At 47.4% G+C, this 21,874-nt stretch carries 21 protein-coding genes and 1 pseudogene; 4 read left to right on the forward strand and 18 right to left on the reverse strand.

Going from position 1 to position 21,874, the window contains the following annotated elements; all coding sequences use genetic code 11:
• Positions 1-7 precede the first annotated feature (7 nt).
• From MHI45_RS18170 to MHI45_RS18225, 12 genes are all read right to left on the reverse strand, one after another.
• A complete protein-coding gene (locus MHI45_RS18170) occupies positions 8-901 on the reverse strand; it encodes a DUF2785 domain-containing protein (protein ID WP_076111760.1) in 894 nt (297 codons plus the stop codon).
• A 94-nt stretch (positions 902-995) separates the two neighbouring features.
• The gene (locus MHI45_RS18175) at positions 996-1,916 is read right to left on the reverse strand and encodes a helix-turn-helix transcriptional regulator (protein WP_074087053.1); all 921 of its coding nucleotides are present in this window, start codon (positions 1,914-1,916) and stop codon (positions 996-998) included.
• A 51-nt stretch (positions 1,917-1,967) separates the two neighbouring features.
• Positions 1,968-4,559 carry an FtsX-like permease family protein gene (locus tag MHI45_RS18180; RefSeq protein WP_341119249.1) on the reverse strand — a complete coding sequence of 864 codons (2,592 nt, stop codon included), beginning with the start codon at positions 4,557-4,559 and terminating at the stop codon, positions 1,968-1,970.
• Positions 4,556-5,239 (reverse strand): ABC transporter ATP-binding protein, encoded by a 684-nt coding sequence (locus MHI45_RS18185; RefSeq protein WP_340895839.1) that lies wholly within the window; start codon positions 5,237-5,239, stop codon positions 4,556-4,558. Before MHI45_RS18185 ends, MHI45_RS18180 begins: the two co-directional genes overlap by 4 nt.
• A 24-nt stretch (positions 5,240-5,263) precedes the next feature.
• Positions 5,264-6,202 (reverse strand): VanZ family protein, encoded by a 939-nt coding sequence (locus MHI45_RS18190; protein ID WP_340895836.1) that lies wholly within the window; start codon positions 6,200-6,202, stop codon positions 5,264-5,266.
• Positions 6,203-6,303: 101 nt separating this feature from the next.
• Positions 6,304-7,305, reverse strand: coding sequence for a sensor histidine kinase (locus tag MHI45_RS18195; RefSeq protein ID WP_340895835.1), 1,002 nt, complete (start codon positions 7,303-7,305; stop codon positions 6,304-6,306).
• The gene (locus MHI45_RS18200; RefSeq protein WP_340895832.1) at positions 7,306-7,989 is read right to left on the reverse strand and encodes a response regulator transcription factor; all 684 of its coding nucleotides are present in this window, start codon (positions 7,987-7,989) and stop codon (positions 7,306-7,308) included.
• 94 nt (positions 7,990-8,083) lie between these two features.
• Positions 8,084-8,707, reverse strand: coding sequence for a hypothetical protein (locus MHI45_RS18205; RefSeq protein ID WP_340895831.1), 624 nt, complete (start codon positions 8,705-8,707; stop codon positions 8,084-8,086).
• 178 nt (positions 8,708-8,885) lie between these two features.
• The gene (locus MHI45_RS18210) at positions 8,886-9,584 is read right to left on the reverse strand and encodes a transglutaminase-like domain-containing protein (protein WP_340895828.1); all 699 of its coding nucleotides are present in this window, start codon (positions 9,582-9,584) and stop codon (positions 8,886-8,888) included.
• A 29-nt stretch (positions 9,585-9,613) separates the two neighbouring features.
• Positions 9,614-10,378 carry a helix-turn-helix domain-containing protein gene (locus tag MHI45_RS18215; protein WP_038598174.1) on the reverse strand — a complete coding sequence of 255 codons (765 nt, stop codon included), beginning with the start codon at positions 10,376-10,378 and terminating at the stop codon, positions 9,614-9,616.
• A gap of 444 nt (positions 10,379-10,822) precedes the next feature.
• Positions 10,823-11,005, reverse strand: coding sequence for a hypothetical protein (locus MHI45_RS18220; RefSeq protein ID WP_340895825.1), 183 nt, complete (start codon positions 11,003-11,005; stop codon positions 10,823-10,825).
• Between the two features lie 8 nt (positions 11,006-11,013).
• Complete coding sequence (locus MHI45_RS18225; protein WP_340895823.1) at positions 11,014-11,994, reverse strand: NADP-dependent oxidoreductase; 981 nt, start codon at positions 11,992-11,994, stop codon at positions 11,014-11,016.
• Between the two features lie 173 nt (positions 11,995-12,167).
• Here MHI45_RS18225 and MHI45_RS18230 point away from each other — a divergent pair, with 173 nt between their 5' ends.
• Entirely contained in the window at positions 12,168-12,722 is a 555-nt protein-coding gene (locus MHI45_RS18230; RefSeq protein WP_076111747.1) for a TetR/AcrR family transcriptional regulator, read from the forward strand.
• Positions 12,723-13,100: 378 nt separating this feature from the next.
• Here MHI45_RS18230 and MHI45_RS18235 read toward each other — a convergent pair whose 3' ends face one another.
• The 4 genes and pseudogenes from MHI45_RS18235 to MHI45_RS18250 all read right to left on the reverse strand — a co-directional run bounded on the left by MHI45_RS18235 (position 13,101) and on the right by MHI45_RS18250 (position 16,381).
• Positions 13,101-13,289: a hypothetical protein gene (locus MHI45_RS18235; RefSeq protein WP_076111746.1), complete on the reverse strand. Its 189-nt coding sequence runs from the start codon at positions 13,287-13,289 to the stop codon at positions 13,101-13,103.
• A 277-nt stretch (positions 13,290-13,566) separates the two neighbouring features.
• Positions 13,567-13,915 (reverse strand): annotated as a pseudogene (locus tag MHI45_RS18240) (GNAT family N-acetyltransferase).
• Between the two features lie 99 nt (positions 13,916-14,014).
• Entirely contained in the window at positions 14,015-14,494 is a 480-nt protein-coding gene (gene rlmH, locus MHI45_RS18245) for a 23S rRNA (pseudouridine(1915)-N(3))-methyltransferase RlmH (RefSeq protein WP_340899682.1), read from the reverse strand.
• 93 nt (positions 14,495-14,587) lie between these two features.
• Positions 14,588-16,381: a hybrid sensor histidine kinase/response regulator transcription factor gene (locus MHI45_RS18250; protein ID WP_340895818.1), complete on the reverse strand. Its 1,794-nt coding sequence runs from the start codon at positions 16,379-16,381 to the stop codon at positions 14,588-14,590.
• Between the two features lie 167 nt (positions 16,382-16,548).
• Here MHI45_RS18250 and MHI45_RS18255 point away from each other — a divergent pair, with 167 nt between their 5' ends.
• The 3 genes from MHI45_RS18255 to MHI45_RS18265 are packed head-to-tail and all read left to right on the forward strand — an operon-like array spanning position 16,549 to position 19,138.
• Complete coding sequence (locus tag MHI45_RS18255; protein ID WP_340895816.1) at positions 16,549-17,460, forward strand: ABC transporter ATP-binding protein; 912 nt, start codon at positions 16,549-16,551, stop codon at positions 17,458-17,460.
• The gene (locus tag MHI45_RS18260; RefSeq protein WP_340895813.1) at positions 17,457-18,398 is read left to right on the forward strand and encodes an ABC transporter permease; all 942 of its coding nucleotides are present in this window, start codon (positions 17,457-17,459) and stop codon (positions 18,396-18,398) included. Before MHI45_RS18255 ends, MHI45_RS18260 begins: the two co-directional genes overlap by 4 nt.
• Before the next feature lie 47 nt (positions 18,399-18,445).
• Entirely contained in the window at positions 18,446-19,138 is a 693-nt protein-coding gene (locus MHI45_RS18265; RefSeq protein ID WP_340895812.1) for a DUF4097 family beta strand repeat-containing protein, read from the forward strand.
• On the opposite strand, the gene MHI45_RS18270 is transcribed toward MHI45_RS18265, so the two are convergent.
• Complete coding sequence (locus tag MHI45_RS18270) at positions 19,125-20,897, reverse strand: sensor histidine kinase (RefSeq protein WP_076111740.1); 1,773 nt, start codon at positions 20,895-20,897, stop codon at positions 19,125-19,127. The genes MHI45_RS18265 and MHI45_RS18270 overlap by 14 nt on opposite strands.
• Positions 20,894-21,691: a response regulator transcription factor gene (locus MHI45_RS18275; protein WP_076111738.1), complete on the reverse strand. Its 798-nt coding sequence runs from the start codon at positions 21,689-21,691 to the stop codon at positions 20,894-20,896. The genes MHI45_RS18270 and MHI45_RS18275 overlap by 4 nt, the downstream gene beginning before the upstream one ends.
• Positions 21,692-21,874: the final 183 nt, after the last annotated feature.

Consider the following 21,874-nt stretch of genomic DNA (forward strand, 5'->3'; position numbering starts at 1 on the left):
GCACTTCTTAATTAGCCTCATTAAAACGGTTTAATTTAGCTTCAGCCGTCAGCATGGCGCCGTTAAGAATAAGATTATTTCCGTCATTCCGGACCCTTGTTCTGAAATACAGGCTGCGTACGAAATTTTTCCCGTTTACTCTGGCGATTCTCTGCGTGCGCGTATCCGGCCATTCCGTACACTTCGACAAGCAATGAATCCAGTCGGCAATCTCCTGCTGCGGAAGCAGTGCTTCGCTAATCATCGTGTCCACAATGCTGGCCATGCGCTCGTCTTCCTCCTCGTCAAAAATCCGCACACCGTTATGCAGCATCCCTTTAACCGCCTCCAGCACCTCGCGCTGCAACACATTATCGCTTTCCCGACAGCGGATCAGCTCCTCCAGGGCATCTGCCCCATGAGCCGCAGCATGAGCCCAGCCTTCGACTGCCAGATAACCGCGCAGGTCCTTCTCCTCCTGGTAGTAGCGAAGCAGCGAATGCTTTAGATGCTGGAACTCATCCGGAGTCAAGAATGGATTGTTCCTGTCCCGCTGCACAATAAGAGCGACAGGCAGAACCGAGAACGCCCTGGTAAGCACACTTTGGTCACCCTCGCTTCCAATCCGATAGAACAAATGCCGGTCATCCATTAGAACAGCCAAAAGTTTCCGCATTTCCTCACAGGAGAACTTATTATCGCGCTTCAGCCATATGTAAAAAATCGAATAGATATGCTCACGGAGCACAGGCTCCGGATCGCCAATATGCCGCAGCATCAGACAGGTAAAGTCTTGTAACCTTTCTCCCTCACGCAGGATATAACGTGCCTCCTCCAATCTTTGCAGCTTCCGTATCAGTTCTGTTCGTGTGTCCTCCGTACCCCATTCATTGAAATCATCGTCCAAAATGCTGGCTTTCATTTAGTCGGTTCACTCCTAGCCTAGTTATAGCGGGCGGTATGTATTCTTTCCGCCGATATCCCCACTATAGAACACAATGACTGACACCAGGGCGTCAGTCATTGTAGGATAGAAGCATATTTTGCATATATTGCTGAAGCTCCGCCCGTAATTCACGAGGCTCCAGCAGCTCGCACTCCTTGCCGAAGCTTAGAATGAATTTCAGCAGGCCCTCCTCATGAGGAAAAGTATCCCTAACGAGATAGAAGCCATCTTCACCCCGGCTAATTTTCTCTTTCTGAAAGTACTCAGTAAGCTGCGCGCCAATTCGCGAAGTGAATCTGAGCACAACCTGTATGTCCCGCTGCGAATAGCTGTGCTCAATGACCTCGGCGATTCGGTCATCGGGCAGCTCTCTTTTTGCAAAAGGCGGTCCCTGCTTCAGTTGCTTGATCCGCACGAGCTTGAATCTGCGGTAGTCCTCTCTGACCCGGCAAAAACCTATCACGTACCAATGGCCGTGGCGAAAGTCAATCCAGCTTGGCTCTACCGTTCGCTCCAGGTATTCCATATCCCTGTTGATATAGTCGAACACCAGCAGCCTGTTATCCGTGATGGCCTTGCTTATGATCCCCATGTACTCTTTAATTTCCTGCTCCATGCTGAAATGGGACATATCCAGAGTCAGTTTGTGCTTACCTTGCTCCTGCTTATAGGTATGCTCAACCTTTAGCATGATGTCATTAAAAGCTTCGTTCCTGCCAAACAAGCCGTGTAAATTCTTCATTACAGCTACAAACGTATGAGCTTCATCCTGGTTTAAAAAGAGGCTGGTTATATTATAGCTGTCCATAATATAGTATCCTCCGCCCTTGCCGCTGGACGATGCAACCGGTATGCCGGCTTCTCCTATTTTTTCGATATCCCGGTAGATCGTCCGCAAGGATACCTCGAAATGCTCGGCAAGCTCCTTGCCCGTTACCGTACCTTTACCGGAGATGATCAGCAGCATGGAGAGCAATCGATTGACTCGCATGATTGTGTGTGACGTCGGGTAACGTCTCCTCCTCTGGGTGAAGTAAGTGAATCATATATTCTCTTGCTTTAATGCATCAATAATATTCTCCTTTTTTACTTTAGCTCCGGAATAAACAACCGCAGAGCTGACAATGACAAATACACACACAATGACAGACAGAATGCTCATCCAGGGCAGGGTGAACCCATAGCTGAATTTGTTCGCAAATGCTTTATAGATTAGAACCATCACGGCGAAACTGACAGGAAGCCCATACAAGAGCGACTTGACCCCATAAAAAACACTCTCATAGTTCAGCATTTTTGCAAACCCCCTTGGCGTCGCGCCTACGGATTTCAGCATCGCAAATTCCCGTTTGCGAAGAGCCAGCCCTGTTGAGATCGTATTAAAGATGTTCGCAACGGAAATCGCAGAGATTAATACGATAAAACCGTAAGAAAAGACGTTCATCAGCAGAATCTGTTGTTCTTCGCTTATTCTGGATTGATATACATTGTAGACATTCAGATTGGTCTCATTCATCGCTTCAATTTCCTGCTGCGTTTTCACCGGTTCCGTGCTTTTCAAATGGAGGTACATCGAAGCGTTAGCCAGCTCCTCGCCGTCTGCCAGCCGATTCATGACGCGTTCCGACACGATCATATTTAACCCGCCTACGCCTACCGGGCTCATCCCCATCGGTGCCTTATCCGTCAATGCGGCAAATATCACTTTATTTGCCTTCGTTTCTTCCCCGCTCTCATTAATAAAACTCGTTAGCTCGATATGTTGACCGATATTCGCATATATGGACTTCGTCTGAATATATTTCCCCGTATCTATATCTTTGTAATGAATCGTATCCATCACGATTGCGGCGGGATGATCCAGATCCGTAAGCTGTTCGTAATCTGCGCCAACCGCTCTGGCATAGGCTTGCAGGCTCGAATCATTCAGTGCATAGAGTTTAATTTCGTAAGGGTATTTCCCGTCTTGCAGCATACTCTTATCCTGCTTAACCTTCTCTTGCAACTCGTCGGCGATGCTTGCTGCATCGACCCAAGCGTTCCCGACTAACTCATGACTCACGTTGTATTCCGTGACGCCATCCAGAGATACAAGCGATTGCATCAACCGGTCATCTAGTCTTTTTCCATTACTGGACGACACTTCAATATCGTAATTGATGCCTTCCAGCGACAATGCCAGAGATTGTGTCAGGCCAGTCGTGAAAAACGATATCGTCAAAAACAAAACGATGCTGATGACAAGCGAAAAAAGAATAACATGATGTCTTCGTTTGTTCCTTTTTAAGTTTTTCAGCCCGATTTCTGCTTCGATTCCGAAGAGCTTACGAATGATCTTCGACGTCTTCACTGCTTTGGCCGTAAGCTTTACGTCAGTGGTTTGGCGAATCGCGTCCATGGGAGATACCCTGGATGCTTTAACCGCCGGGAGATACGCCGAAACGAAAATCGTCAGCATCGAAACAAGACAAGTAATCAAGAGCAATAACGGCGTGACGATAAGCCTCAGCTTTTCACTAGTCCATAATGCCCCTTCAATCATTGTGTTCATGAACGAAAAGGTGATTCCGATTCCGGCAAGACCGCATAAGATGCCAATGGGAATGCTGATCAAACCAATGACGATACCTTCAAAAAATACGGAATTTCGCTTCTGCCTTTTCGTCGCCCCCACGCTCGCGAGCATCCCTAAATGGCGGGAACGTTCCGAGACGGATATCGCAAAAGCGTTATAGATGAGCCCAACCGAGCCAATTATAATGGCCCCCATAATGATTGCCGATAATGAGAACATCATGCTGGATGAGGCTCCGCTGCTGGACAAGCCATAATAACGAAGCAAATCGTTATTATATTGGACAGTGTCAATTTGGTTTTTCTCAGCCAGCTTCTCCGCATGTGCGAACAAGAACGGATTGACCTGCTGCAAGACCACCGACGCATCGACCCGATCGTCCCCCCCGATGATATGATCATCGACATAGCTAATGATCGTATAACCCGGGGCCCAAGCCGTTTCCGACACCGGACGTTTAATGAAGCCTACCACCGTATAATCCCTAATTATGCTATGCTGTAATGTCTCGGTCAATGTGCCGTCTTCCCTGCGCAGCGGTTCCGTCTGATCCAGGGGATGATCGCCCCCTTGTTCGAATCGGTCGCCGACGCGAAGCGTTAGACGGTCGCCGATTTCGTACTTCACTTTGCCATTTGTTGCAACAGACTCGGAGATCACAACCTCCTTGTCCGTGTGCGGAAGACGCCCCTTGCTTATTTCAATCTGAAATTGTGTGAACCCTTGCACATCATATTCCTTAATGAACAAGTACGGCTTATTGGAATTTTGTCCCCCTTCTAATGGGGCATACCCAAGGTCTCTTGTGATTGCAACCGTTTTGGTTGCATCATCGCCCTGTATCGCCGCAAGCTGTTCCTTGGTTATATCTTGATACTGAATATGCCACTCCCCTGTATCTGTGATAGTTTGTCTGATCATTAAATCCGCAAAGGAAAAAACAAGCGTAATGACAGCGGTCATCATGGATACCGAAATAATTACGCCAAGAATAGTCACAAGTGTTCGTCTCTTGTTCTGCTTCAGATGCCGGATGGTTAATGTATTGACAATATTCATCGCCTTATCACCTCGTCTTTGGCAATCCTCCCATCTTCGATTGAAATGATTCTGTCGGCTTGCAGGGCGACCCGTTCGTCATGCGTGATTACGATCAGTGTCTGATGATAGGTCTTATTCAGCATTTTCAATAAATCGACGATCTCGCTGCTATTCCTGCTGTCCAGATTCCCGGTGGGTTCGTCGGCCAGCATGATCGCAGGATTGCCGATGATCGCCCTGCCAATCGAGACACGCTGCTGCTGTCCGCCGGATAGCTGATTCGGCAGATGGTTTAATCGATGCTGCAAATTCAACGTATTCACAAGATCAGCCAATTGCTTTTGATCTACCTTTTGTTGATCCAGCAAGAGCGGCAGCGTAATATTCTCTTCCACCGTCAGGACGGGAATCAGATTGAAAAACTGGTAGATCAGCCCGATTTGCCTGCGTCTAAAGATGGCCAGCTGCGTTTCGTCCAAGGTATACATATCCGTATCCTGAACATACACTTTCCCGCCAGTCGGTCGATCCACACCGCCCAGCATATGAAGGAGTGTCGATTTTCCCGATCCGGAAGGTCCGATAATTGCGACGAATTCACCTTTTTGGACCGAAAAGGAAACATCATCAAGCGCCTTCACCGCCGATTCGCCTGTGCCGTATATTTTGGACAAATTTTCAATTGTTAAAATCTCCATTGTCATCCCCCCTTCCCTAGATGCTCAATTCCAGGTATATACCATCTCTCTATATCCAACATCCCAAAGGGTTTCATTCCCCTCAATGGTTATCTTAAGCTCATTAGCCCGGGTGAGATAAAGGATCCTCATATCCGGCTCATGGAGCTGATCTTCTGCAGATACAGACAGGAGCTCATGCCCGTCAACCGTAACCTTAATGCTGCCCTGAAAATCCTTATGATCAGGAATTCCATAATTCAAGCTAAGATACAACTCTCCCTTATTGCCTAGCGAATACGTATATGTTTCCTTCTTTTTACCTTCGATGCCATACACATTATATTGGGGTGTCACGTCTTGACCGCCAATCTTAAGACTGTCCTGTTTGGTTCCCGTTAATCGATTTCCGTTACTATCTTTCCATTCGTTTATCGCTACAAAAGGGCCCACCTCTTTGGTGAACACTTGATCAACTACTCCGAAGACCCCCCACACGCCGAGCATTAAGACAGCACTGGCAATTCCCGTAGCAGCGATATTTCTCCAGTAGTTTTTTGTACGGAAGCCAATCTTGTACGCCCCGAATCCAATAGCAGCGCCCAATGAGTTCTGTATGACGTCGTTCGTGTCAAAGCTGCCGAGGAATGTTAGTGCCTGGATGGTCTCCACCACAAGAATGGACAGGATAAACCCTGTCATGAAGCGAACAAAGCTGGTGCGGTATAACAACGGAAACAGTATGCCAAAAGGTATGAAGGCTGCAAAGTTTCCAATACCCACCAAGTCCATCAGTGTCGGATGTAGAAGATCGGAAAGACCCGGCACCCTAAAAAAACCGTCCGGCAAAAAAATAAAGGTGTACTGACTGATTTGATCTACCTTATCCGCTCTGCCGAAAGCAAAAAGCATAAAATAAAGAATAATCAGGGTGTAGCCTATCGTGATAATAAAAGTAATCTTGCGCTGCTGCTTCACTTGCATGGTTGTACCTCCATCGTTCATCTGATGAATATCATTTTATCTGTCCAAAATGACTTTACAGTGACGTTGGAGGTGACAGTTCAGTCACTTACGGAGTGCTGTTAAATCACATGCTTATAAAATTTGATCCGAAACTCTGTACCAGTCCCGCTGTCGCTCGTTACATCAATCACGCCGTTCTGGCTTGCAATGATGCTGTGAGCCATCGCAAGCCCTATACCGATGCTTCCTTCATTAGCATTTTTTCCTTTATAAAAACGTTTGAAAATATAAGGCAAATCCTCTTTCGGAATGCCCTTTCCGTTGTCAGCAATAACGATTTCCGTAAATAGCACGTTGTCGGAAAATGTGATGGTAATCGCACCGCCCTCAGGTGTATGCTCCACTCCATTTTTCAAAATATTGATAACCGCTTCAGCAGTCCAATGGAAATCGCCGGCAAAAGAGACGTTGTCATCCCCTGTGATGGAAACGGTCTGTCCCTTAATATCCATCGGAATCATCACCGGCTCCAGTGCCTTTTGGATTAGGGTTTCCATGTGTATTCGATCTTTTTTGAACGGGATAGTTCCCGCTTCCATTTTCGCTAGCTTTAATAAGGATGAAACAAGCCAATCGATCCGTTCAAGCTGAATGCGAATATGATGGGTGAACTCCGTTCTTTTGAGTGGAGGCAGATCAGGGGCGCTTAACAGATCTGCCATGACTGTCATAGAGGTGATCGGTGTTTTGAGCTGATGTGAAATATCGGAGATGGCATCGGTCAGTTGAAGCTTATCCCGCTGCAATAGCGAACGATGCTCGGAGAGCATGCGTGTAACCTTGTAAATATCATTCTTTAAGATGCTAAGCTCACCTTCTTGATTATCGCGAGGGTCAAGGGAGGCCTGGCCGCTGCTAATCTCCCGCAAATAGACGGACAGCTTCTCTAGCTCGTAATATCTCCGTTTTGTGAATAATAAAGCTGTGCCGGTAAGCAGCACGGATACAATAATAACCAGGGCTGCGGCGACGGACGAAATGAAAGCAGCAATGACGATCGCCGATAAGCTGATCGAGCCCATGACGAGTAATAATATTTGATTTTCCCGATTGCGCAGCATCTAATCACCAACCTTATAGCCTAAACCGCGTACCGTTTTGATCAGAGCCGGCTGCTCTGGATTATCCTCCAGCTTTCCCCTTAGCCTTTTGATATAGACCGTTAACGTGTTGTCATTCACGAAGTCGCCGGCCACGTCCCAGATTTGCTCCAAGAGCTGATTCCTGGTGAGGACCTGTCCAACGTGGTTGCCAAAGATCAGCAATAAGCGGTATTCCAAGGCGGTTAGCGAAATTTCGGCACCGTTTTTATATACTTTGCCTTCCAGCGTATGGATGCGCACATTGTCAATGTCGATGACCGCTCCGGCGTGGGACAGCTTCTGGTATCTCCGCAAGACGGATTTGATCCTGGAGAGAAGCTCGCGAACCCGAAAAGGTTTGGTAATGTAATCATCGGCTCCCATATCGAGTCCCATCACGACATTGACCTCATCATCAATCACCGTTAAGAAAATGACCGGAATATCCCGTCGTTCCTTCACCATCTTGCATAATTCATAACCAGTTCCGTCTGGAAGCTGTAAATCGAACAGGCACAAAGTGAACTGATCGATGTCTTCGGCGAGCACCTTTCGGGCTGAAGCGGCATCATGGCAGAGAACGGTCCAATAACCCTCTTGCTGCAGCGAATATTCCAGTCCCGACGCGATCGTCTTATCATCTTCAACTAATAATATTTTCATCTGAAGGTCATCCTTATGATTGGATTGAATTGCATCTGTCCCAGATTTACTTGTAGTATTTCCCAAGATTTTGGACATTTAATGAATTCCACGACTACACAATCTCTTTATTAAAATGTCCTCTTGTGTCTGTTTCCTGATTAAAGACAGCATTATTCATTGAGCCATTTAATTTACCTGACGCCATATTAATGACTTTCACAACTTGCTCTTTAGATTCAACTGTGAAGTTTAATCTGAGCGCCTCGATTCCTTTGATGTTTGGTAGCTCATCTAAAAGATTAAGCGTCTTCCCATTAAGGAGAGTCGTTGTACAATCATTATGGGAAATGATAGGGAACGTTCCGTGCTCATCTTTTAACTCATAGCTCTTCGTCATTAAATCTTCAATTTGGCCCTTATTTAATTCATAAGATAAAGTGACTCGTTTTGCACCTAATTTATATAATTCATAGCAGCTGGTAGCATTAATAACATTTAGAGAATAGTCGGTAACAAACGGATTTGTTTCTCTGTAGTGATAAATACCGCCATATCCTCCGATTAGCAGCTGCCCTTCTTGTTCCTTATAATCATTCTGATTTCTTCTCACAACGTTTTCAAAATAGATTTCCTTAATTCCACAGCTCACGCAAGCATCGTACTGTTCCTTAGTCGTTACAGAGGCCGTAAGGTATGGCTTTACAGGAGCAAAGCTTATTTTTTCTTTTGCTTTCAAAACCTTGGTTCTTTTCTTCTGGCTGTTAAGCTTTAAGTCATATAAGCCCAGTACAATATCTCTTCTTGCTGCATTTAACAGTTTAGCTGGAATAAATGTGCTTTTGATTCTAACGACCTTATTTGCCCTGAGAGGCTTGCCTCATAATAATTCTTTATTCACATCTAGAATCAGTTAGCTACCCCTGCCTTATGTGATCGACGTTCCGGTTCATAAGATGCCGAACCACCCTGCTATAGATTATTTTCTTGAATGGACTGAGCCCTTGCGGATGACCCGTGAAGAAGGCATCAGGGCTGTCATAAATCCCGAAATCCTGAACGATTCCTTCTTTTTGCACGTAGGTATCATTTTCGTTCCAATGTATATCCGGCTTTTGAAAATTATCGGTTGCAACGCCATAACCGCAAAATGAACCCGTACACTGTTCAAATTTTTGCTGAAGCTTGGTCAAATAGGGAATATCCAGTATAAATCCTTCGATATTCAACCACTTGCCTTCATATAGCACTTCAACCCAGCTATGAATGATCTCCTGGGGAGACAGTTGGTAATACCACCCTTTCATTGCCCCCTTTTGCAGCTTCTTATCAATGGCAAATCCATGCATACGGCATGGCACTCCCACAGCCCTTAGCAACGCCATAAAAAGCACACCCTTTGTATTACACTGACCGTAGCCATCCTGTAATACTTCCGCTGCCGGAATATCATCTGCCCGGTTATAGCCGAACCGGATTTCGTCACGCACGTAGTTATATATGCCAAGAATTTGTTCCCTCCTGGACATCGAATCCCACTGGCGGCTGTGAACAATTTGCTGGATCAATGGGTGAGAATAGTTTAGTAATTCGGTTTCCTTCAAGTATGCACTCATGGAACACACCTCCTGCACCCATTGTAAGGTTAATACAGGCAAGAAACTTTTAAAAAGACGCTATCTTTGCGAATACCCTTCGCCGTCATTCCCAGCAACTGCTTGCTGGTGGCGGCTAAATGTGACGGACTGTCAAATCCTGCTGCCATAGCCGCATCCGTAATGCTGAGCCCCTCAAAAATTAAATAGGTTGCCTTCTGCAGCTTGTGCAGCACCATGTACCCGCTAAGCGAAATGCCTGTATTTTCTTTAAAGAGGTGCGACATTCTGCTGTTGGATAAACCAAATTGCCGGGCGTATTGACTTACGGAGTGTTCGGAGTTCGTGCAATCTTTTATGAGCTGAATAAACTCTCTTATTCTCGGATCAACAATAGCTGTATTCACCTGTTCTACGCCCAATAGCATCATGAGTTGTCCCAGAAAAGAACGATAGCTGTCCGGGTCCTTAACGCCAGCATACTCTTTTTGCACAAATTCGCGAATGCTCTTCATCATTCCTTGCGGAAACACATAATACTGCTGCCCCTCCAGATACCGCCTAAAGCTTGCAGCCATCTCAGAGGTGCTATCTATCAGAAGAAGCATCAACGGGTGTCCCGCCTCTTTTAAGCGATGAACGACGTTCGAATTGATAATGATTCCTGGACAACTCAAGCTTTGCCCCGCTACATCAATATCAAATTCTCCTGTTAATGAGATCGTCACCTGTAAAAAGGAATGCCGGTGTTCTTCCGCATCAATAGCGTCTGACACCACCATCAAGTGATGCTCCGCTCCATATAAATTCATCATCCCCTAATCACTCCATGTTCATCTCTTTATAGACTAAGTATATCAGCTCATATGTTAGGTCGTTACTGATGGTCATATCAAGCAAAAATCTTTATCTCGACATGTTTTTAAGCAAGTAATTCGGATATCTCTACATTTTTAAAAACATTGCTCAATAAAAGGATTACTTTCTATGTTGGTACAAGTCTTTATAAGACATCTTAATCTTCTTAGTCCCCTGCATCATTCCGGTTAAGATGGATAATACGATAATAACTACTATAAATCCGATAAATAATGTCTTGGCTGCTCCTTAGTAAATTAATAAGATTATTAGAAAATCAAATTTCAGACTATTGCCATTAATCATAAAATAAGAACTATTACTTAAGCTACAGCAAAACGCACAAGCCAGTGGCTTGTGCGTTTACTTTCAATGACCTCATTTGCTCTGAAGGACGTATCTCATAATAATTCTTTAAGTACATTTTTCGCCACGCGTATCTTCTCGTCATTAGCGTCACGAAGCATACTTACAATATCCTGAATATCGCTCTCAGCTGAAGTAACCATAAACTCTTCATTCTGATATGCAAATAGCTGAACTAAATTAACTTCAAGCGATTCTGCTATCTTATGTAAATTCAATAAAGAAATTATTCTCCCTTTAAAATCACAATTTTTCCTCGTTTGGGTTGTTGTTCACTTTTACGGTAGGCATCGAACAAACCATTAGCAGTAAATGGATATATTTGATCTACATGAATCTTGAGCTTTTCTTCTTGCATTTTAATGGAAATTTCGTTCAGGTCGAACCGATTAGGATTTGCTTGGAAAAAGATCGGTTCAATGTTACGAACTCTTGGAGATATTCCAATACCGAATGATATGATTGAAATATACTTTCCAGCATCCTTCAAAATAGCATAGCTATTATCTCCAAACTCTCCTGGCAGTCCTGTTTCTAATTGTTTTTTTTCCAACATAGCTGTATCAAGAACAATATCTACAGGCTCTGATATACTTTTAGTGAAGTCAATTTTTGTAAAGTCAATAAACTCATCAGCACCTAAACCCATGACAAATTCGCGATTATGCTCTCTTGCAGTTGTAATTACATAAGCACCGTGCTGTTTTGCCAACTGAATGGCTACATGTCCTACACCACCTGCACCACCATTGATAAAAATACGTTGACCTGCCTGAAGGTTGCCGTGCTTAAAAAGTGCTTGCCAGGCCGTCAAGGCTATTGTGGGTGCGGCACTGGCTTCTTCAAAGGATACATTTTCCGGTATTGTCGTCAAGGTATTCTCTTCTACTGCCACATAATCCATATATGAGCCGCCACGAACCATACCCATAACACGATCACCAAGTTTAAGATGGTGTACCTCCTTTCCAACCCCCCTTACAATTCCTGCAACATCACCCCCAAGAAAATGAGGGAAATGAATTTTAAATTGATCTCCTACTGCACTCTGCATTAGATCGCCGGAACGTAAATGATTATCGCCAGGGTTTATAGATGAGGCATACACCTCCACAAGAACTTGTGTATCTGTTAACTCAGGAATTGAAATTTGACACTCTTCAAAAGATTCAGGGATACCAAAACCGGTTAGAGCAATAGCTTTCATAGTATTTTCCTCCAATTAGATTATTTAACACTCGTTGAAAATTCAACGTTTGTTTGATAAAATCACAATATAAAAAATCAAAGGAATGTTCAATCGCTAAAACGATTATAATTGTTGAATAATCAACAAACACCTAAGGAATGTTTAATATTCTGACTCCGAAGGAGAAATAAATGGACAGACGTATTCAAAAATCCAAAAAGGCTATCATGGATGCTTTTATAGAGCTATTGTCGGAAATGGACATTGAAAATATCACAATAAATAAAATTGCTGATTTAGCAAATGTAAATCGTGGAACGGTATATTTACATTTTCTAGATAAATATGACCTGCTTGATCAATATTTAGAAGAACAAATTAATCAATTATTAGAAAAGTGTGCTCCCGATGAGGTCACAGATAAATTCACTTCGAAATCCACATTGCTTCGAGTTTTTGAATATTTAGAACAGAACTCCAATTTGTATTCAACTATGCTGAAAAATAGAGGAATACCTGTCTTTAGGAATCGCTTACTTCTTATTGCCCAACAAAGTCTCAGTAAACAATTTGATTTAATCTCTTTCGGGCCAGATTTTAATAAAGAAATAACAGTACAATTTCTAGCGTCAGCTATAATAAGCTCTTTCGAATGGTGGATTACCAATTCGATTCCATATCCAGCTTCAGTTATGGCAGAACAGATTTGGGCATTGTTAGAACGGATGATGATAACGTCTCCATGAGCAGAAACCCTGCGTAGAGCTGCAGATCAGCTAATTTCAAGATAGATTATTGCAGGACATCACCAGTACACATTCAGTCAAACTAATATTATGCGTAATAGAATTAAACTCCAGTTACTTCAACGAAAAAGGGAGCTGCTGCCTGCCACGGCGATCTGCTCCCTAATTATTTAACCAACGTTCCCAGTTAGCTTAACGCCATTTCAGGAAGAGTAGTTAGTTCTTTGTAAATCTTATCTGATAAATAGTCATATCCAAGTTCACCAAAATGAAGCCCATCATTTCTGAGACCTCTCAAAATTTCGGGCAAATTATGAAGGTTGACCATGCTTGAGAATATTTCCATATAATGGCTGCTAGTTGCTTCGCTCACTCTTCTTACGATACTGGCCGAAGAACGGCTGAAGGAGTTGCATTTGTCCAACCGCTTTCGTTAAGACCAAATTCTCGGAGGCTTTTAATTATTTTTTCATATGCATAAGCTTCCTTGAGCGGATACTCATTCGGTTCTAAATGATTTAATCTATCGGGAAGCGTTATATTATTTTTAGCTGTTTTTTTCCTCATTGTATTCTCCTCTAATAGCTCAGTCCTTTAAATAAAATGGAATTGTTTACAAGAGTGGATTGATATTCCAGCGCATGTGATAATACCATTAAATGGTTACGAGATCCAAAGACAGATCCATGCACAGGAGACAAACCTAAAACCGTTCATCTCGGCTTGCTTGTGTTAATCAGGCTGGACGATAGGAGGCGCGTCGGTAGCGTCATGCTGGCCTTTGAGATACCATCGGCTAATTTGCTCCTGTGTCGGCTTGAGTTTCTCATTAACTCAATACCTTTTACATACCAACTGATTTTGGATATGTGTATTCAAACCCGTATTTCTTATATAGATTATCTGCTGGTATATCGGCGATTAAACTAACATAGGAACCCTTCGGAGCCTTCTCGTCCAAATATTTTATTAGCTCGGACATAATCCGTTTACCAAGCCCTTTTCCTTAATGGATCGGATCGACTGCAATATCAACAATATGAAAAAAAACAGCCGCCATCTCCAATAATTCTACCCATTCCAACTAGCTTATCAGCTTCCCTCAAAGTAACAATAAAGAGGCTGTTTTGAAGGGCTATTGTCGAGCCTGCCAAATCTTTTGGGCTTAGACCAGCAGCAACCCTTAAGGAAATATATTCTTCGGTTCAGGTCAGCAGTTCTTTATCTCAATGCTACTTGATATTTAAATCCTCCATTTAGGCTCTAACATCTGAATTCTTCAATAGTTCGCCCTACTTATGATACGGTTCCCCCCGGTTTATCTTCACCACCCGATACACCTGCTCCACCAGCACCAGCCGCATGAGCTGGTGGGGCAGCGTCATGCGGCCGAAGCTCATGCGCTGCTGGGCGCGGCGCAGGACTTCATCGGACAGCCCGTGGCTGCCTCCGATGACGAAGGCGACATGGCTCGTCCCGTAGGTGCCGAGCCGGTCGATCTCTGCGGCAAGCTCCTCGGAGCTCCAGAGCTTGCCGTCGATCGCGAGCGCAATAACATGCGCCTCGCTCTTGATGTGCGCGAGGATGCGTTCGCCCTCGCGTGCCTTAACCTGAACAACCTCTGCGGCGCTTAGGTTGTCGGGTGCTTTCTCATCGGCTACTTCGATAAGCTGGAGCTTGAGGTACGGCGTCAGCCGCTTGGCATACTCTGCGATACCGTCGATCAGGTATTTCTCCTTCAATTTGCCCACGCCTATAATTTGAATTAACATAATATCCTCCATATGCCGGCCTCCGGGCCGGCTGCTGTATTCTTCGTTGTATGATTAGCAAGGCATCCGCCAGCTATCAATCTTAAATCAATTCTATGCCCGAGGCTGCACCAGCTGCTCTTTCCTGCTCTTCTCTACGGCCTCGTCGCGGTCGCCCACCTGAAGCTTCAAATAAATCGCCGAAATATAGTTTCGGACGGTTCCCTCTGACAGATGCAGCTTTTGGGCAATCTGCTTATTGCGCAGCCCTTCCGTTAATTCTTGCAGAACCTCCAGCTCCCGCTCGGTCAGGTCATACGGATTCAGCGAAGCTTCCAACTGCTGATCCTGGAACAGCTGCTGGGCCACCTCCTGCGAGATCATCGTCCCGCCTCCGTAGACCAGGCGGATCGTCGCCGCCAATTCCTTCGGATGGAGCGCCTTTAGCAGATAGCCCTCAGCGCCAAGCCGCAGCGCTTCCGCCGCATAGGTAATCTCCTCGAAGGTTGTAATGATAATGACCCGGATCTCCGGCCACTTCTCCTTAAGCTGCCGGGTAGCCTCCAGGCCGTCCATTTCCGGCATGTGAATATCCATCAGGACAATATCCGGCTGCTCGGCGGCGCATTGCTCCAGCGCCTGCTTGCCACTCGCGGCAGTACGGATCCGGAAATCCTTCTCCTCTCCAAGCAGCAGCCTCAGACTCTCGCGGACCAGCGGCTGATCGTCAGCCAGCAGGATATCAATCCGCCGCTCCCCTTCCTGCGTCTGATTCGGAATCATACAGGTTACTAGCGTGCCGTCATTTTCCTGGGAATCAATGTATAGCTTGCCCTGTAATGCCGCAAGACGCTCCTTCATACCGGTGAGGCCGAAGCCGTAGCGAAGCTGTGCAGTTCCCTTGCCGTTATCCTGAATCTGCAGCATGAGCTGGGCCGGATCATATTGCAGGACCACCCGGATGGCACTCGCCTGCCCATGCCTGCTGGCATTGGTCAGTGCCTCCTGCAGCGAACGGCATAACGTATGTTTGGCCTGCTTAATCACCGCATAAGGCTCGCCCATCGTGCGGAACGACAATGCGACCCCCGTATTGGATTCGAACTGCCCGGCAATCTGCATCAAAGCCCGGTCCAAGGTCACCGGCTCCTCCAGCGGGTCCATCTGATGGACCTGCCGCCTCACATCTTCCAGCCCTTTGCGGGCTAGCTCCAGAACACCCTGAAGCTTATGCTCTCCTTCCTGCGTGGCTACATGCGGCCTCAGCGTTTCCAGACCCAGAATCATCGAAGTATAGCTGTGTCCAATCGTATCATGCACTTCCCCGGCCATCCGGTAACGTTCCTCCAGCAGGGTCATGCGTTCAATCTGAGAGGAATACTGCTCCAGAATGGTATATTGCTCGTTGACTAGCGTCAGCTTTTGCCGGATCGCGTTGATTGACTTCGCTCCCATCTGCAATCCATATCCGGCTGCGTAGACGAACAACCCATCCGAGAGGCTCTTCCAGATCAGCGGGTGCGACAGTCCTTCCCCTATGGCGGGTCCGGCGCTTAAGCTGTACAGCAATAAGGTGATTGGAAGCGTATATAAGTGCGCCTTGTCCCGGGTATGGAAGGCAAGCATCATTACAGCAGGCAGGAATAATCGCGTTAAGCCAAAATAGTACGCCAGCGCGAACGCGACCCCGCCTGCGAATATAAATTCCAGAAGAATATACCGCGTCTTGAAATCCCGTCCAACCCATGAAGGAATTAAGCCGCCCAGCAATACCGCTGGCAGCACTAGCCAGAGCGGGAAATCCGGCTTATCCAGATACATCAATATAACGACCGCTATGCTCCATAACAGGCGTAAGAGCAGAACGGTTAGATTTTGCCACGCCCGCCGGGCTTTATTTTTTTGCATCAATCAGCATCTCCAATTCAGCTTGATCTGTTGTCACATCCAGCATATGACACGCAGTAACTGTTCAATATGACAGTCCGCTTGGTAGGTTATGGGCAGCGGGATTCAGCTAAGCGATATGCAGAATTATATCCTACTACAATCTTTTGGAAAAGGGAGGGGTAGCTTTGCCGCTGCTTCAAATACGGGATCTGACCAAGGTCATTGGCCGCAAAACTCTTGTAGACCATGTATCACTGGAAATGGAAAAAGGAGAAATCATGGGCCTGCTGGGCCCCAACGGAGCTGGAAAAACAACGACAATCCGCATGATCGTGGGACTCGTCTCCAAATCGGAAGGACAGGTCATTATTGACGGAATCGACACCCGGCAGCAATTCTCTGCAGCTATGGGCAAGGTTGGCGTTATCGTGGAACAGCCCGATCTGTACAAATATTTATCCGGATATGACAATCTGATCCTCTTCTCAAGAATGAGTCCGGGCGTCACCGAGGACCGGCTGAAGGAGATTATCCAGCTTGTAGGACTGGAGCTGAGCATTTCTGCAAAAGTCAGTACCTACTCGCTGGGGATGCGGCAACGTCTCGGCCTGGCTGTAGCGCTGATGCATAAGCCCTCTCTGCTGCTGTTGGATGAACCGACCAATGGCCTTGATCCGGCGGGCATCCACGAGCTGCGGGAGCATCTGAAGAATCTGGCCCGCCAGGAGAATGTCGGCATTCTGATCTCCAGCCATCTGATGTCCGAAATGGAGATGATGTGCGACCGCGTTGCCGTGCTCCAGCAAGGCAAGCTGATCGGAGTGCATCGTTTGTCGGAGCTGGTTCAGGAGGATGACGCTCTCGTCCAGTTCGAGGTTGACCGGCCGGAGCTGGCGATGCAAGTACTGCAAGCGTTCCTGTCAGGCGCGGAAATTACTGCCGGCCACAACCAGCTTCGTGTACGCCTACCCAAGAACCGCATTCCCGAAATCAGCCAAAAGCTGCTGGATTCAGGCATCAACGTATACGGGGTGAACACGGTGAAGCGGACGCTTGAAGACAAATACCTTGAGATTACTGGAGGGCAAGGACATTGAAGCTGATCAACTATATCCGAAATGAGAATATGAAGATTTACAAAAGAAAACGCACCTGGGTGCTCATTGCTCTCGTTGCAGTCTTCGTCATCCTTCAGATCATCAATGTGCGTGCTGGAGATGGGGGTACCGCTGCGGCAGACTGGAGGTCGCAGCTTGAGCAGGAGAATCACCGGCTGGCAGAGGAAGCTGCCGAACCGGATGCGTTGCAGATTGAAATACGGCAGGCGGAGAAAAACATTTTGCTGAACGAGTACTCCCTGCAGCATAATTTGCCGCCTGAGACGAATGCCTGGAGCTTTGCGGGGGATCTTTCAGGAAACATTGTTTTTGCCGTCTCGCTGATCTCAATCATTATTGCCGGAGAGATTGCAGCTGCCGAATTTGTGTCCGGCACGATCAAGCTGCTGCTGACCCGCTCGGCCAGCCGGACAGAGGTGTATACCGCCAAATATATTGCCGCGATCCTGTTCGGACTGGGGTTGACGCTGCTCGGCCTTCTGCTCTCCCTGCTGTTCGGGGGAATCATGTTCGGCTGGGGCGGTCTTGGAGACAGCTATATGTATGTGCGGGATCATACAGTGCACCAAACGCCCATACTGCTTTCAATTCTTGGCAGTTACTTGTTCCATCTGCCGTTTCTGTTGATTTCAGTTACACTGGCTTTTATGATATCTGCTGGTTTTCGCAGTCCTATCTTTGCTATCGTCATTCCCTTGTTCGTCTCCGTGGCCGGATTTGTTATTTCCATCGCTATGAACGGCTGGACGTGGACCCGTTTCTTTATTTTCTCCCATTCCGACCTTAGCGGTTATTTCTTGGGGGATCCGGCAGTGAAAGGCATGACGCTCGGCTTCTCTCTGGCTTTTATAGGACTTCATCTGGCAGTCATGCATCTTCTTTCGCACACCCTGTTCGTCAAACGCGATGTCTCATAACGGTACACAATGCTCTTCCATATTAAATTTAGAAAAGGGGAATTCCAATGCGCTGGACATGGAGATTATTAATCGTAGGTTGCCTGCTGCTAGTAACCGCTTGTAGCAAGGGCGAAGAAACATCGTCAACTCAGAAGCTTGAACTGGAGGCTGACAAGTTGACGAAGCTGGTTATAGATAACCGCAACGGAGAAATTGAAGTAAACGGTGCAGACACGGATACGATTGAAGTCACCGCCGTGGTCACCGCCAAAGGCATAAGTATGGATAAATTGAAGCTGAAGCTGCGGGCAGAAGAGGCTACTGCTTATTTGGATGCTTCCTTTGGCGGCCAGATGCTGGCTATGGGTTCCGGGGCCGTGGATCTGGAGATTACACTTCCGCGTGAACTCGCTGTGGAGCTGGACTCGCATAGAGACGGCAAACTTAAGGTTGCTGATCTCTCGGCTCCGCTGGAGGTGGACAACGTGAACGGAGATCTGGAGGTTATCGACACCAAAGGTCCGGTAACACTCTCCAGCCGGGACGGCGATATCACCGTGCGCAATATTGGTACCGATGTTGATATCGATAATATCAATGGACATGTTGTGGTAACCCAAGTAGAAGGTTCGGCCGAGGTTGCTGTCGGAGACGGTTCACTGGATATGGATCATATTACGGGCGATGCCGTGATCTCTCAGACCGGGAATGGTGAAATTAAGCTTGGAACCATTGGCGGAAACGTTAGCCGGAAATAGTGGCCAACAGACCATCCCAAATAAGCCGGATTTCCGTTCCTTTGCCGGGGGCGGAACTCACGGTAATCTGTCCACCCATCGCTTCAACCAGTCCTTTGGAGATCGCCATGCCGAGACCGGAACCGTTGGTTGTGGAAGCCGTATCTCCCCCGCGGTAATACCGCTCGAATAAATTCGCCGCCGTCTGCTCATCCATCCCCTGGCCATTGTCGCGGAAAATAATAACCAGCCTGCCGGTATCCATCGCGCTCAGCGTTACGGTAAGCTGCGTATCCGAAGAATTATGCAGCAGCGCATTGGCCGTTAAATTGCCGACGACCCTCTCCATCCAAGGCCGATAGATCCTGGCGGTAATTTCTGTGTCAGGGGATTGATAAATGATCCGCCCCTCTCCATACTCCGGGTTGGCCGCGGCCTGTTCCAGCGCATTGCCAAGCCAGGCTCTCATCTCCACGGCCTCGGTCTGCGGGACATGAATACCCGATCTCAACCGGTAGGTAATGGCCAAATCGCTGATCAGCGTATCCATATGCGCCGACTTCTCCAGCATGATTGCAGAGAACTTGCGGACTTCTTCAGAGGACCAGTCATAAGTATCCTCGGCGAGCAAATGGGCGTAGCCTTTAATGGAGGAGAGCGGGGTTTTCAAATCATGGGTAATGCCGGTAATCCATTCTTCCCGCAGGGTCTCTGTCCGCTGCCGCCGGTCCTCGTCATGCCGCAGAATCTCAGTCAGCTGGTCCAATGACAGCATGACATCGGCAAAGATAGAATAACGCCGCTTCCACTTGCCTGACTTCAGCCGGCTGCGCGGACGGCCTTTGCGGTCCACCGGTTCGTCATAAGAGCCCTGCCCGAGCATATCGAGCCAGGCCAGCATATGGAACATCGGAGCGCCGAAGCGGCGCGCGTTCAAGAAGGACAGCAGCGCAAAGATCAGCAGCGTCGCCCCCAGCATCCCGGCAATTCCAGTCAGTACAATACGCATTTCTGCGGAGATCAGGGGGGCCTTGGCCGATGGCTTCGCCACATCATTGGGCAAGCTTACCACCCAGGTCTGGCCGGTATCTTCATTATAGTCAAAAGCCATACGGTATCCATATCTTCCCTCATACTTCGAGCGCAAGGCAAGCTCTTGTACAGTATATTTGGCTGGAGCAGAATCCGGCCGGTTAAACGCCGCCACCTCATTGCCCTCCGGATTAAGCAGCTGCACATAACCGCCAAGCGCCTGGATCCGGCTTTCTGTCTTAGCTGAAAGCAGCAGCTTCCCCTCCGCATAGGAGGAAGGTTCTTCGCTGACCGCTTGCAATAGCGGCTTAAGCACCTCAGGCACCCCATAGAGAAGTGTGTACATTTTGCCGTGTTTCTCCTGAATCCAGAGGTAGACATCATACGGGAAATCCTGCTGCTGCTGCCAATAGGCGGCCAGCTCTCCCGGATTATACTGCGCGGGAACATCAGAAGGTGTGTTATAGGACTTCTCTACTTTTCCGTTCTCATCCAGGCTTTGCAGCCAGCCTTTATTTTGCTTGACCTGCTCCAGCAGCTTCGGGTCGAAGATAATGCCGTCCGCTCCGAACTCGGAGGACTCAACCAGCCTTTCCAAACCCACAGAAACAAAATTATCGGTGAGATTGATCTCCGAAAGCCGCAGCAGCACCCACATAACGGTGATTGCCGCAATAAGCAGCACAACCAATCCGGCGATGGCCGAATGCAGCACGAACCGGAGGGTCAGACGCCTTTTCATCTTCATGCCTGTCCCTTTTCCTTCCCGCTGCGCTGTACCAGCTTATACCCCAGTCCTCTAACATTGACCAGATACACGGGATTGGCAGGCTCCATTTCAATCCGTTCGCGGATCCGGTGAATATGTACCATAACTGTATTGTCGTCGCTAAGCGCGGCCTCACCCCATACCCGCTCGTACAGCTCGCTTTTGGTGAACAGCCGGTTCGGATGCTTGCAGAAAAATAACAGCAATTGAAACACCAGCGCCGGACAGGTGACCACTTCGCCCTCCACTCTCAGCTCGCCCGCCGTCTCATCCACCTGGAATCTTCCGAAATCATAGCTAATGTTCTGCTGAACCGGCTGCCGCTCCTGCCTGGCATTTCCCTGGGGAGGCTGTCCGTGTTGCCCCTCTTTATTTTGAACAGGCTCCGGCCCGCCCGCGTCACCCAGATAACGGCGAAGCTGCGAACGGATCCGGGCCACCAGCTCCAGCGGATTGAACGGTTTCGTGATATAATCATCGCCGCCGACCGCAAAGCCGGTAAGCTTGTCAAAATCCGAAATACGCGCAGACAAAAACAGCACCGGCGCATTCGTCGTCTGCCGCAGGAAAGGGCAGATATCAATCCCGCTGCGCCCCGGCAGCATCACATCCAGCACAATCAGGTCATACACCTTGCTCTGGCAGGCTAGAATAGCAGCTTCACCCGTACCCGCCGAATCTATATCCGTGAATCCTTCTTTATAAAGTACCGTCTTAATCAGCTCAACAATGGACGCCTCGTCATCAACGAGCAGAATGGCAGCATGGTTCATGCCAGTTCCCCTTTCGATCTAGTAATCGCAACTATCATAACATGATTGGCTCCGCCAGGCTGGCCGCACAACCTTAACAATAGCTTAATTCGTCTGCCAAAACCGTTGTTCAAAGTTAAGCAACCGTTAATGCAGTGTTATACTGGCGGAAATACTGACTAGCTACAATAAAGAGACGATAGG

It is taken from the genome of Paenibacillus sp. FSL H3-0321 (assembly GCF_038002865.1).
Taxonomy (GTDB): Bacteria; Bacillota; Bacilli; order Paenibacillales; family Paenibacillaceae; genus Paenibacillus_AQ.

Bases quoted from the DNA above. Each gene is read 5' to 3' on its own strand.
- MHI45_RS18210 (WP_340895828.1), bottom strand. From the start codon at position 9,584: ATGAGTGCATACTTGAAGGAAACCGAATTACTAAACTATTCTCACCCA.
- MHI45_RS18235 (WP_076111746.1), bottom strand. From the start codon at position 13,289: ATGAGGAAAAAAACAGCTAAAAATAATATAACGCTTCCCGATAGATTA.
- MHI45_RS18230 (WP_076111747.1), top strand. From the start codon at position 12,168: ATGGACAGACGTATTCAAAAATCCAAAAAGGCTATCATGGATGCTTTT.
- MHI45_RS18215 (WP_038598174.1), bottom strand. From the start codon at position 10,378: ATGATGAATTTATATGGAGCGGAGCATCACTTGATGGTGGTGTCAGAC.
- MHI45_RS18180 (WP_341119249.1), bottom strand. From the start codon at position 4,559: ATGAATATTGTCAATACATTAACCATCCGGCATCTGAAGCAGAACAAG.
- MHI45_RS18175 (WP_074087053.1), bottom strand. From the start codon at position 1,916: ATGCGAGTCAATCGATTGCTCTCCATGCTGCTGATCATCTCCGGTAAA.
- MHI45_RS18200 (WP_340895832.1), bottom strand. From the start codon at position 7,989: ATGAAAATATTATTAGTTGAAGATGATAAGACGATCGCGTCGGGACTG.
- MHI45_RS18270 (WP_076111740.1), bottom strand. From the start codon at position 20,897: ATGAAGATGAAAAGGCGTCTGACCCTCCGGTTCGTGCTGCATTCGGCC.
- MHI45_RS18275 (WP_076111738.1), bottom strand. From the start codon at position 21,691: ATGAACCATGCTGCCATTCTGCTCGTTGATGACGAGGCGTCCATTGTT.
- MHI45_RS18190 (WP_340895836.1), bottom strand. From the start codon at position 6,202: ATGCAAGTGAAGCAGCAGCGCAAGATTACTTTTATTATCACGATAGGC.
- MHI45_RS18185 (WP_340895839.1), bottom strand. From the start codon at position 5,239: ATGGAGATTTTAACAATTGAAAATTTGTCCAAAATATACGGCACAGGC.
- MHI45_RS18265 (WP_340895812.1), top strand. From the start codon at position 18,446: ATGCGCTGGACATGGAGATTATTAATCGTAGGTTGCCTGCTGCTAGTA.
- rlmH (WP_340899682.1), bottom strand. From the start codon at position 14,494: ATGTTAATTCAAATTATAGGCGTGGGCAAATTGAAGGAGAAATACCTG.
- MHI45_RS18250 (WP_340895818.1), bottom strand. From the start codon at position 16,381: ATGCAAAAAAATAAAGCCCGGCGGGCGTGGCAAAATCTAACCGTTCTG.
- MHI45_RS18195 (WP_340895835.1), bottom strand. From the start codon at position 7,305: ATGCTGCGCAATCGGGAAAATCAAATATTATTACTCGTCATGGGCTCG.
- MHI45_RS18225 (WP_340895823.1), bottom strand. From the start codon at position 11,994: ATGAAAGCTATTGCTCTAACCGGTTTTGGTATCCCTGAATCTTTTGAA.
- MHI45_RS18170 (WP_076111760.1), bottom strand. From the start codon at position 901: ATGAAAGCCAGCATTTTGGACGATGATTTCAATGAATGGGGTACGGAG.